Consider the following 12,692-nt stretch of genomic DNA (forward strand, 5'->3'; position numbering starts at 1 on the left):
GTAGCTATCACTGATGCAGGCGGCAACTTTACGGCAACGGAGGTAGAAGGTGCCTTGGCGGAACTGGCGGCGAGCAATGCGGCCGACAACGATACCGATGCTACGAACGAGATACAGACATTAAGTCAAGCAGGCACTGACGTTACGCTTTCCAATGGAGGTGGCACGATTTCGGTGGCGGATAATGACAATGATGCTACCAACGAGATACAAGATGCGAACGAGGTAAACATCACGGATGCAGGCGGTAACTTTACGGCAACGGAAGTAGAAGGTGCCTTGGCGGAACTGGCGGCAAGCAATGCGGCCGACAACGATACGGATGCTACAAACGAATTACAGAATTTAGGCGAGGTATTAGCAGATGGCAACGATGGAGGCGGAGCCGCTATCACAAACATCGCGGACCCGACCAATGCACAAGATGCAGCAACAAAGGCCTATGTAGACGCTTTGAATACGGACGATGCGGATGCGGACCCGACCAACGAGATACAGACATTGAGCCAGACAGGTACCGATGTAACACTTTCCAATGGAGGTGGCACGATATCGGTAGCGGACAACGATAACGATGCGACCAATGAGATACAGGATGCAAACGAGGTAAATATCACTGATGCGGGCGGAAACTTCACTGCAACAGAGGTAGAAGGTGCCTTGGCGGAACTGGCGGCGAGCAATGCGGCCGACAACGATACCGACGCGACGAACGAGATACAGAATTTAGGCGAGGTATTAGCAGATGGTAATGATGGAGGCGGAGCCGCTATCACGAACATCGCGGACCCGACCAATGCACAGGACGCAGCAACCAAGGCCTATGTAGATGCATTGGATACGGACGATGCGGATGCAGACCCAACGAATGAGATACAGGATTTAAGTTTAAGCACGAACACCTTAAGTTTAAGCGGCGATGCTACGACAGTGGATTTAAGCGGTTATTTGGACAATACGGATAATCAAACGGCTACGGAAGTAGCTATCACTGATGCAGGCGGCAACTTTACGGCAACGGAGGTAGAAGGTGCCTTGGCGGAACTGGCAGCAAGTAATGCGGCCGACAACGATACCGATGCTACGAACGAATTACAGAACATAGAGGAAGTCCTTACCGATGGCAACGATGCCAATGGATTGGTACTTACCGGTCTTGGAACACCGACCGCTGCAAGCGATGCAGCAACCAAGGCCTATGTAGATGCATTGGATACGGACGATGCGGATGCGGACCCAACGAATGAGATACAGGATTTAAGTTTAAGCACGAACACCTTAAGTTTAAGTGGCGATGCTACGACAGTGGANGATACAGACATTAAGCCAAACGGGCACGGACGTTACATTATCCAATGGAGGTGGCACGATATCGGTAGCGGACAATGATAACGATGCGACCAATGAGATACAAGATGCGAACGAGGTAAACATCACCGATGCAGGCGGAAACTTCACCGCAACGGAGGTAGAAGGTGCATTAGCAGAGTTAGCGGCAAGCAACGCGGCCGACAACGATACCGACGCGACGAACGAACTACAGACATTAAGTCAAGCAGGCACGGACGTTACCTTATCAGATGGAGGCGGAACAATCTCAGTAGCGGATAATGATAATGATGCAACGAATGAGATACAGGATTTAAGTTTAAGCACGAACACCTTAAGTTTAAGTGGCGATGCTACGACAGTGGATTTAAGCGGATACCTTGACAACACTGACAACCAGAACGCCGGTCAGGTAGCTATCACTGATGCAGGCGGTAACTTCACTGCAACAGAGGTAGAGGGTGCATTAGCAGAGTTAGCGGCGAGTAATGCGGCCGACAACGATACCGATGCTACGAACGAGATACAGACATTAAGTCAAGCAGGCACGGACGTTACATTATCCAATGGAGGCGGAACAATCTCAGTAGCGGATAATGATAATGATGCAACGAATGAGATACAGGATTTAAGTTTAAGCACGAACACCTTAAGTTTAAGTGGCGATGCTACGACAGTGGATTTAAGCGGTTATTTGGACAACACTGACAACCAGAACGCCGGTCAGGTAGCTATCACTGATGCAGGCGGTAACTTCACTGCAACGGAGGTAGAAGGTGCCTTGGCGGAACTGGCGGCGAGCAACGCGGCAGACAACGATACGGATGCTACGAACGAATTACAGACATTAAGTCAAGCAGGCACTGACGTTACGCTTTCCAATGGAGGTGGCACGATTTCGGTGGCGGATAATGACAATGATGCTACCAACGAGATACAAGATGCTTCGGAGGTAAGTTATGATAATGCTACTTCAGGTTTGAGCTCGACGGATACCCAAGGAGCGATAGATGAATTAAAAGCTGATGTTGATGCATTCGCGGCAACCTCTGGACAAACAAACACAGCATCCAATGTAGGGGCAGCAGGTGTAGGAACATTTGCTAGAAAGACAGGAGCTGATTTAGAGTTTAAAAATATTAATGCCGGTTCTAATAGAATAACTATTACCGATGATGCGGCAAACGATGAGATCGACATAGATATCAATGACGCTGCTTTGGACGCAACATTTGCTACAGATGCTGAATTAGCGGCGCTTAATACAGACGATGCGGATGCGGACCCAACGAATGAGATACAGGATTTAAGTTTAAGCACGAACACCTTAAGTTTAAGTGGCGATGCTACGACAGTGGATTTAAGCGGATACCTTGACAACACTGACAACCAGAACGCCGGTCAGGTAGCTATCACTGATGCAGGCGGCAACTTTACGGCAACGGAGGTAGAAGGTGCCTTGGCGGAACTGGCGGCGAGCAATGCGGCCGACAACGATACCGATGCTACGAACGAATTACAGACATTAAGTCAAGCAGGCACTGACGTTACACTTTCCAATGGAGGTGGCACGATATCGGTAGCGGATAATGATAATGATGCAACGAATGAGATACAGGATTTAAGTTTAAGCACGAACACCTTAAGTTTAAGTGGCGATGCTACGACAGTGGATTTAAGCGGATACCTTGACAACACTGACAACCAGAACGCCGGTCAGGTAGCTATCACTGATGCAGGCGGTAACTTCACTGCAACAGAGGTAGAGGGTGCATTAGCAGAGTTAGCGGCGAGTAATGCGGCCGACAACGATACCGATGCTACGAACGAGATACAGACATTAAGTCAAGCAGGCACGGACGTTACATTATCCAATGGAGGCGGAACAATCTCAGTAGCGGATAATGATAATGATGCAACGAATGAGATACAGGATTTAAGTTTAAGCACGAACACGTTGAGCCTTAGTGGCGATGCTACGACAGTGGATTTAAGCGGATACCTTGACAACACTGACAACCAGAACGCCGGTCAGGTAGCCATTATGGATGCAGGTGGCAACTTCACTGCAACAGAGGTAGAAGGTGCCTTAGCAGAGTTAGCTGCTAATTCAGACGATGATGTTTCAATTACGAATACGGTATCAGGTAATAGAATTGCAACCATTTCTGAACCTGGAATAACTTCAGTAGATGTTAATGAAACGGTTACCAGCCTTTCTCAAAATACTACAACAGGTGTAATTAGTTATACAGATGAAGATGGTGGCGCACCAGAAACTGCAAATGTAGTAGCAGCTGAAGCGGATAATATGATTTCTGTTGGAGCTAATGGTGGAGCATATATTGCGGCTATGCCAACAATCTATGCTACTGGTAAAGTAGCGGGTAATGGAACTGCAGCAGCTATTTATCAATCGACTGTTACTAGAATTAATGAAGGTGATTATCAAATCACTTTTTCAACTGCGCTTGCTAATGCTAATTATATTATTCAAGTAACAATTTTAGATTGTGCAGGTGATTGTCCAGGAAATACAGGTTCAGATTATGATGATCCAGGTATTACATATTACGATCAACAAACAACAGGATTTAAAGTGAATATTGGAGATAGTGATAACGGAGCAACTCAAAAAGATGATATAGATCTTGAGTTTATGTTTACAGTAATCACATTGCCTAATTAATATATTTCAATAAGAAAATAATAATGAAAAAAATAGTAATAGTCTTAGGGTTTTTTACGCTTTGCTTTTCTGCGCAAGGTCAAATAAAAGGTACGTCTTTACCTAGCCTTCCTTCATTAACAACTGCTGAAATGAACGGAGCTACAGGAGTTAATATAGGATCTTCTGTATTTAATACTGATGATCAAAAAGTATATAGGTTTACCACTACAGGCTGGGTAACTAACACGGATAATCAATTGGCTTCAGAAGTAGACTCTGATAGTCCAGTAGACATAGACGGAGATGGTACTAATGAACCAAATGTAGAAGAAATGATACAGGATCTTGCTCCAATATCTTCAAAAGCAGCTAGGGTATTCTATCCTCCTTCGATTGAGATAGATGCATCAGCAAACGTACTCAATGCTACTAAAAATTTATACACAGAGTACACCGCTCAGTTTGCTTCTCCTAATACTGTGGCAAGTACTGGAGCACCAAGTGCGGTTCCAATTTATGCGGCAAATGAACTTTATTATTACGTAACTTATTTTGATCCAGCAGTTTTTGCAAATGTCGAGATTGATGCAAATGGAGTTATGGAATATGACATAATCGGGCAACCAACAAACTATAATACACTAATCAACGTAGTATTTGTTGTAAAATAAATAATTAAAAACGACCCCAAATCCATTTGAAACTTTTCAAAACATATAGGTTTTTAGTTCTTAGTATTGTTTTTACAACGCTTGGAATTACAGTATCCAATGCGCAATTCTTACTGCAGGCACCTACCACGGATAGTGACGGAACACGTTCGAACTTCCGTTGGTACGAAGCATCGGATACAGCAACAATTTTGAGTACGGATTCTTTTTACGAAGCAACGCAACCTGGTGTTTATTTTGCGACGTATGATGGTACGCTTTGTGGTTCTAACGCAACAGGCTATTTTGTCTTGACAGATTGTAACTCACCTGACAACGAAGTTACCTTAGATATTACCCAGAATGTTTCTGGGTCCGCAACAGTTAGTTGGAATGATGCATCATTAAGCGGAACAACACCAACAGTAACTGCGACCACAAGTTTTGTCAGGTATCAGGCTACGATTACCAAGGCAGGTAATACTATACCATTACCAAGATTTACAGTAGCTTGCTTAAGTCAAGCTGCTACTTTAGTTGATGATGCAATTACAGTCAATGAAGACGAATCGGTTGTTGTCCCAATCTTTGATAATGATTCTGATTTACCAACTACGGGTACTTTGACGACTACAGACCCTGCGAATGGAACGATTACAATTAACGATAATGGCACACCTAATGACCCTTCAGATGATATTGTGACCTATACGCCAAATGCAGACTACAATGGTCCGGATTCTTTTGATTATACGGTTTGCGATAGTAGTGGAGCGTGTAGCACGGCCACTGTTACTATAGATGTTTTACCGATTGTCGATACATTTGATGATTCGGTTTCTACTGAAGTTGATACTCCAATTGACATAGATATTTTGGCAAATGATAATGATTTGCCGACTACAGGTACCTTAACAACTACAAATCCTTTCAATGGAACGGTTGTAATTAATGATAATGGTACACCTAATGACCCATCTGACGATTTTGTGACCTACACGCCAGATGCCGGTTTTGAGGGTACAGACACTTTCGAGTATACAATTTGCGATGCACTTGGTAATTGTGATACTGCAACAGTAACTGTTATTGTAACTCCGGTTGCCACAACAGAATTGGATAGTGATAATGATGGTATTGCGGATAGTTTTGAAGACCTGAATTTAGATGGAGATAACGATCCATCCACAAACCCTACCGATACGGATGGCGATGGAATACCAGATTATTTGGATATCGATAGCGATGATGATGGAATTCCTGATAATGTTGAAGCACAAACTACTGCAGGATATATTCCACCAAGTGGAGTTGATGCGAATGATAATGGTATTGATGATGCTTATGAGAATAATGGAAACTTAGGCCTAATTCCTGTTGATACAGACGGCGATGGAATTCCAGATTATGTTGATGATGATAGTGATAATGACGGTGTTCCTGATAGTACAGAAGCACATGACTTTGACCAAGACGGAATACCAGATGTGGTTTGGCTAGGTTCAGATAAAGACAATGATGGACTAGATGATGGTTATGAAGGTGACACCCAAATAGACATCGATCCGAACGATGAGATAGATGATCCGGGTACAGACTTACCAGATACGGACCAAGACGGAATACCGGATTATAGGGATACGGATGACGATGACGATGGTATCGTTACTTCCGATGAGGACGATAATTTGGATGGAGACTTTGCAAATGATGATGCAGATGCAGATGGTATACCAAATTATCTTGACCCAGACTTAGGTGAAGAAGAAGAGGATGAAGTAAGGGTCATTCAAATTTTAACTCCAGATGGGAATGGAAATTTTGATACGTTGGTTATTGAAAATATAAACGATTATCCAAACAATACTGTAAAAATCTATAACAGATGGGGTGTTTTGGTCTTTGTAACTAAATCCTATAATAATGAATCAAATAATTTTGATGGTACCTCAACTGGTCGTGTAACAATTGATAAAGACAACAAGTTACCAGTAGGTACTTATTTCTATGTTTTGGATTATCAAAATGATGCAGGGATAACCAAACAACTCTCAGGTTACATATATATAAATCGATAAATGGAGAATACCGTGAAGTTGAACTTAAAACATATAGTCATTAAAAAAATAGTGTTAGGTATGGCTTTGCTGTTCTCTATATTTTCATTTGCTCAGCAAGATGCACAGTATACCCAATACATGTATAATACGGTTAGTATTAACCCAGCTTATGCAGGTTCTAGAGGGCATATGAGTTTGGCCGGTTTGTACAGGGCACAATGGGTGGGGTTGGATGGAGCGCCAGAAACACAAACATTTAATATTCACACCCCAATTGGTTATAAAGGATTGGGATTAGGGCTTTCTGTAGTAAATGATGTTATTGGTCCTACCTCTGAAACCTATTTAGACTTGGATATTTCCTACACGATTGATTTAGATTTTGATAAAAAATTGAGTTTTGGATTAAAGCCAAGTATCAATTTATTAAATATTGATTTCACAAAATTATACACTGGAGACAATAGTAATGGAGATCAAGAGTTGCCTACTAACATAGATAACAGGTTTACGCCAAATGTTGGGGCAGGGGTTTACTATCATACAGATAGATTTTATGCAGGATTATCTGTACCTAGAATTTTAGAAACAAGTCATTTTGAAGAATCCTCACTTTCGACGGCTAAGGAGCAGATGAACTTTTATTTTATTACCGGGTATGTTTTTGAACTTAATCCTTTTTTGAAATTCAAGCCGGCAATTTTAAGTAAAGTTGTGCAAGGGGCTCCGCTTCAATTGGATTTATCTGCAAATTTTATGTACGATGAAAAATTTATTGGAGGTGTAGCATACCGCTGGGATGCCGCTTTTAGTGGTATGGTCGGTTTTAAAATTTCAGAAGAATTTTTAATTGGGTTGGCCTATGACCGAGAAATAACCGACTTAGGTGCCACGGCATTTAATGATGGTTCTTTTGAAATTATACTTCGATACGATTTTATAAAGGCTATCGGTAATTTAAAGTCTCCTAGATTCTTCTAAGCATTGTAGATATTCACAAAACTTTATATTCATCGTTACATAAGTAGTCCGACAAAGGCTTTATTTTTGTGAAATGATGGAAGAGCAAGTAATATTGGTGAACGAAAAAGACGAGCCAATTGGATTAATGCCAAAAATGGAAGCTCATGAAAAAGCTGTACTTCATAGGGCATTTTCGGTATTTATAATGAATGCCAAAGGCGAGACTATGCTTCAGCAAAGAGCTGCCGATAAATACCATTCCCCACTTTTATGGACAAATACCTGTTGTAGTCATCAGCGAGATGGTGAAACCAATTTAGAAGCAGGTAAAAGAAGGTTACAAGAAGAAATGGGCTTTGAAGTAGAATTAAAAGAACTCTTTTCATTCATTTACAAAGCACCTTTTGATAATGGATTAACCGAGCATGAATTAGATCATGTTATGATGGGTTATTACAATGAAGAACCACAAATAAATCCTGAAGAAGTTCAAGATTGGAAATGGATGAAGCCTGAAGCTATAAAATCGGACATCTCCAATAATCCCGAAAGTTATACGGAGTGGTTTAAAATTATTTTTGATAAGTTCTATAATTACATCTCTAAAACAGATAGTGAATGAGGGTAAAGGTTAGTAGAAAAGCGCATTTTAATGCTGCTCATAGGTTGTACAGGCCAGACTGGAGTTTTGAAAAAAACCAAGCTGTTTTTGGCAAGTGCAACAACCCAAAATTTCATGGGCATAATTATGATTTAATTGTTAGCGTAACGGGTGATATAGACCGAGAAACGGGTTATGTCATGGATATGAAAGTACTAAAAGACCTTATAAAAGAGCATGTGGAAGAAGCTTTTGATCATAAAAACTTGAATCTCGATGTCCCAGACTTTAAAAACCTGAATCCTACTGCTGAAAACATAGCTGTTGTTATCTGGAATAAGTTAAGACCACTAATCAAATCAGATAAAGATATAGAAGTAGTTCTTTATGAAACTCCTAGGAATTTTGTTTCTTATAATGGATGATAATTTAAATGTGTTTTTTACGTTTAATGATGTGTAAGAAAATAATTACATAATGAAATTATACCCATTAAAGTTTGATGCTATTATGAAGGACCGCCTTTGGGGTGGGGAAAAACTTCAAAAATTGTTCAATAAACCAAGTAAAACAGAAACCACAGGAGAAAGTTGGGAACTTTCGGGGGTAAAGGGAGATGTTTCAAAAGTTGCCAATGGAGAATTATCGGGCACTTCACTAAATCAGTTAATAGAGGATTATTCTGAAAAGTTATTGGGAGAAAGTGTAGTCAATCGCTTTGGGAAGGAATTTCCAATACTTATCAAGTTTATTGATGCAAAAGAAGATTTGTCTATTCAGCTTCATCCTAATGATGAGTTAGCCAAAGAGCGACACGATTCTTTCGGAAAAACTGAGATGTGGTACATTATGGATGCTGACCCTGGTGCTAATTTAATCGTTGGATTCAATAAGAACCTTGAAAAACAGGAGTATAAAAGTAGTCTTGAGAATAATACACTATTAGATTTATTGAATTATGAACCTGTTAAAGAGGGTGATACATTTTTTATAAATACAGGAAAAGTTCATGCTATTGGTGCTGGGGTATTATTAGCTGAAATTCAACAAACCTCTGATATTACCTATCGGGTTTTTGATTTTAATAGAAAAGATAAGGATGGTAATCTAAGAGAACTACATACCGATTTAGCTCTTGACGCAATTGATTTCTCTAAAAAAGACGATTTTAGAGTGGTTTATGATAGAGAGAAAAATAAGGTTAATAAAATGGTCGACTGTCCTTATTTTAAAACCAATATCATTGATTTAGATTCAGATCTAAATCTTGATATTACTGCACGTGATTCTTTTTCCATATACATGTGTGTTTCGGGCAGTGCAACCATTGAAAATGAATTTGGGAGTAGTTCAATACAAAAAGGAGAAACGGTTTTAATAGCCGCCTCAAGCGATATATTAAAAATTACCACAAAAGAAGCTAAGCTTTTAGAAGTAACAATTTAACCTTATTTTTGATTAAAACGATTTTATGGCAAGTGTTAGGGATTTAAAAAAAGATATCAATTTTGTTTTAGGAGATATTATTGAAGCTGTATACGAGTGGGAGGCTACTACGCAAAACAAAAACTCCGATAAAGGGTCTAAGCTCATTGATGGCGCTATTAGTGCTTTCGACGAATTGATGGATAAAGTACATGCCAAAGATGTTGAAAATTCGAAAGCTCATTATAAAGCTATTAGGGCTGACCTAGAAAAGAAAGCTACTGATTTAATTGAAAAATTAAACAAGCTTTAGGCCTAGATTATTTTAAGCCTTTCAAATATGTTTCAAGTCTTTTGCCGTATTTTGAATTCGCTACTTTTTCATCAAGAGCATTATAAATAGAATCTAAATACTTAGGATTGGCATCTGAGGCTTCAATCAAAGTTACATAGGGAGTGACATAAGAATTAGGATTGCTTAATCCAAAATTGAGTACATATTGATACCTTCTTAACAGATTCGTCTGTCTTAGATTTTGAATTGAATCAAACTGTTCTGTAGTTAAAGAATTTTCCTTTGGCAGCATTTCTTGAGCCAATTCTAATTCTCTGGTATTAAATTTCGACAGCATTCCCTGAAATTCCGCAAATTTTATGTGGCTCTTAGAACCAGAGATATCTGAGTTGGTATCAAAAGTGTTCCATGCTGTATTGATTACAATATCCCCAGGCTCTCCAAAAAAAGTTATTCTATCGTTGATTTCGTTATTATCAGCTTTATCCAAGTAGAGGTAAAATAGTTCTGGGCTCTCGATTTCATATGAAAATGAAAACCCTCCGTCCCCTTTTATAACAATAGAGTCTAAAGTTGTCAATGTTGAATCTTTGGCTTTTTGAAAATATAAAGTTCCTTTTTTCAGACCATCAATAACACCCGAAACTGTCATTGTATTTTCGGTTTTCTCTTCACATGATGTCAGTGTGATTCCGAAAACGCCAAGTAATAAAAGATATTTAGTTAATCTCATTAAGTAAAGATGTTTGATTAAAAGGAAGACAAAAGTATTCCTTCTAGAAGTATTTTAAAAAATTAATTTAAAACGGTGAAAGAGTCTGAAATATACTCAAAGGTTTCTTGGTACTTGTCTCTTTTGTTTTTTAGCGTCCATGCCATTAGCATGTAGGCCTTATCGTCTCCTTCCACAAAAGTGAAGAGGTAGCTTATATCGTAAATGACCCCTTGTACTTTACCATCGAAGGCTACAACTTCTGCGTCTTTGCCATTTATCTTTTTTGAGCTTTCGTTGATAAATTCATATGTGGTCAAACTTTCTTTAAAGAATTCTAGTTGAGCATTTTTATAATTCTTAATTAGAGGCAGAGACTCATCATATTCTCCAATATCTAAGAAAACTTCCTTAAACTCTTCTTTAGGTTCGTCAATGACCACAAAATAAGTTTCTTTAAATATATTCTGATATTGCAGAGATGCCTCATCATTTAAGTTTTGGGCTTCTTTCATGTATTTAGGAAGTTTAACTTCATACTCCTCATTTATGGTTATAGCTTTAAAGCTGTCATCATTAAGTTTTTCTTTTTTAATATTATCGCTAAAATCTATACAAGAAAAGACTTGTAAAAGAAGAATGAGGGCAAAAATGCTTTTTAAGATCTTTTTCATATGATGGAATTGGATTTAATAGTGCTTGGCATTGCGTTAAAATTTAGATGCGACTTCCATTAAAAGCGCGCATAAGTATGCCCCACCTGTACCTACAACATAGCCAAAAACAGCCAATAGTATACCAACCGACGTAAGTGAAGGGTGAAACTCTGCTGCAACAACTGGAGCGGAAGCTGCCCCACCTACATTTGCTTGACTACCTACTGCTAGAAAGAAAAAAGGTGCTTTTATAATTTTGGCAACAAGAATTAACAAACACGCATGTATTGAAATCCATACCAAGCCAATTGCAATTAGTCCGGGGTTTTCGAATACAGCACTTAAATCCATTTTCATTCCTATGGTCGCTACAAGAATGTAAATAAAAACACCACCAATTTTGCTTGCACCAGCACCCTCATAATTTTTAGCTTTAGTAAATGATAGACCAATACCTATGGCCGTTGCAAAAACAACCATCCACAAAAACTTAGAGCCTAAAGATGATAAAACCTTTTCTTTGTCTCTAATGACTTCAAAAGTATTTTCTAGAAATTCAGCAAAATGATTTCCTAAAAAATGAGCAAGTCCTACCCCGGCAAAAGCATAAAAAAGAAGCATCATAAAATCATGTAGAGATGTTACTCGTGCAATCTTAGCTGTATGTTCAGATACTTTTGTTTTTAATGCTTCAATTGATGATGTATCTGCTTTTAACCAGGCATCTATTTTTTTTGTTTTTCCAACTCCAAGTAAAATGATTGCCATCCAAAGATTAGCAACGACAATGTCAACCAAAACCATACCTCCGTACTTTTCTTGATTGAATTCAAATACCTCTAGCATAGCGGCCTGATTAGCGCCACCCCCAATCCAACTACCAGCAATCGTAGCTAAACCTCTCCAAACGGCATCAAAACCTGCTCCTCCAACGGTATCAGGAGAGAAGATGGATACAATAAGAATAGCTAAAGGCCCCCCAATTATAATGCCCACTGTACCGGTTAAGAACATAATTAGGGCCTTGGAGCCAAGATTCAAAATTGCTTTTAAATCTATGCTTAAGGTCATTAAAATTAGCGCTGCAGGAAGTAGATAACGACTGGCGATATAATAGGTCTGCGAACTTTTTTCGTCAATGATACCCGAACTGGCTAGAATGGAAGGCAATAGATAACACATCAAAACCGTGGGTACAATAGCATAGTATTTTTTCCAAAAACCGGTTTTTATAGAAGAAGTGTAAAAAACAAAACCCAAGCAAAGGGCAAGAAGACCGAATATTACGGTGTCTTCAGTAAACGGTAGTTGGCTCATTTTAGAAATTTGG

The 12,692-nt window shown here is 39.4% G+C and carries 10 protein-coding genes; 7 read left to right on the top strand and 3 right to left on the bottom strand.

Annotated features, from left to right (window positions below):
• The first annotated feature begins 4,041 nt into the window (after positions 1 to 4,041).
• The 7 genes from ACFSQJ_RS00005 to ACFSQJ_RS00035 all read left to right on the top strand — a co-directional run bounded on the left by ACFSQJ_RS00005 (position 4,042) and on the right by ACFSQJ_RS00035 (position 10,012).
• A complete protein-coding gene (locus ACFSQJ_RS00005) occupies positions 4,042 to 4,671 on the top strand; it encodes a hypothetical protein (RefSeq protein WP_377764695.1) in 630 nt (209 codons plus the stop codon).
• 26 nt (positions 4,672 to 4,697) lie between these two features.
• On the top strand, positions 4,698 to 6,728 hold the full coding sequence (locus ACFSQJ_RS00010) for an Ig-like domain-containing protein (RefSeq protein WP_377764696.1): 2,031 nt from the start codon (positions 4,698 to 4,700) through the stop codon (positions 6,726 to 6,728).
• On the top strand, positions 6,729 to 7,691 hold the full coding sequence (locus ACFSQJ_RS00015; protein ID WP_377764697.1) for a PorP/SprF family type IX secretion system membrane protein: 963 nt from the start codon (positions 6,729 to 6,731) through the stop codon (positions 7,689 to 7,691).
• A gap of 73 nt (positions 7,692 to 7,764) precedes the next feature.
• Complete coding sequence (gene idi / locus ACFSQJ_RS00020; protein WP_377764698.1) at positions 7,765 to 8,295, top strand: isopentenyl-diphosphate Delta-isomerase; 531 nt, start codon at positions 7,765 to 7,767, stop codon at positions 8,293 to 8,295.
• Positions 8,292 to 8,699, top strand: a complete 408-nt coding sequence (locus tag ACFSQJ_RS00025; protein WP_377764699.1) for a 6-pyruvoyl trahydropterin synthase family protein — start codon at positions 8,292 to 8,294, stop codon at positions 8,697 to 8,699. Before idi ends, ACFSQJ_RS00025 begins: the two co-directional genes overlap by 4 nt.
• A gap of 52 nt (positions 8,700 to 8,751) precedes the next feature.
• The gene (locus tag ACFSQJ_RS00030; RefSeq protein WP_377764700.1) at positions 8,752 to 9,720 is read left to right on the top strand and encodes a type I phosphomannose isomerase catalytic subunit; all 969 of its coding nucleotides are present in this window, start codon (positions 8,752 to 8,754) and stop codon (positions 9,718 to 9,720) included.
• 25 nt (positions 9,721 to 9,745) lie between these two features.
• On the top strand, positions 9,746 to 10,012 hold the full coding sequence (locus tag ACFSQJ_RS00035) for a hypothetical protein (RefSeq protein ID WP_377764701.1): 267 nt from the start codon (positions 9,746 to 9,748) through the stop codon (positions 10,010 to 10,012).
• 7 nt (positions 10,013 to 10,019) lie between these two features.
• On the opposite strand, the gene ACFSQJ_RS00040 is transcribed toward ACFSQJ_RS00035, so the two are convergent.
• The 3 genes from ACFSQJ_RS00040 to ACFSQJ_RS00050 all read right to left on the bottom strand — a co-directional run bounded on the left by ACFSQJ_RS00040 (position 10,020) and on the right by ACFSQJ_RS00050 (position 12,679).
• Entirely contained in the window at positions 10,020 to 10,727 is a 708-nt protein-coding gene (locus ACFSQJ_RS00040; protein WP_377764702.1) for a DUF4369 domain-containing protein, read from the bottom strand.
• A 62-nt stretch (positions 10,728 to 10,789) separates the two neighbouring features.
• Entirely contained in the window at positions 10,790 to 11,380 is a 591-nt protein-coding gene (locus ACFSQJ_RS00045; RefSeq protein WP_377764703.1) for a hypothetical protein, read from the bottom strand.
• Between the two features lie 36 nt (positions 11,381 to 11,416).
• On the bottom strand, positions 11,417 to 12,679 hold the full coding sequence (locus tag ACFSQJ_RS00050; RefSeq protein WP_377764704.1) for a DUF819 family protein: 1,263 nt from the start codon (positions 12,677 to 12,679) through the stop codon (positions 11,417 to 11,419).
• Positions 12,680 to 12,692: the final 13 nt, after the last annotated feature.

The organism is Croceitalea marina, assembly GCF_042684265.1.
Classification (GTDB): Bacteria; Bacteroidota; Bacteroidia; order Flavobacteriales; family Flavobacteriaceae; genus Croceitalea; species Croceitalea marina.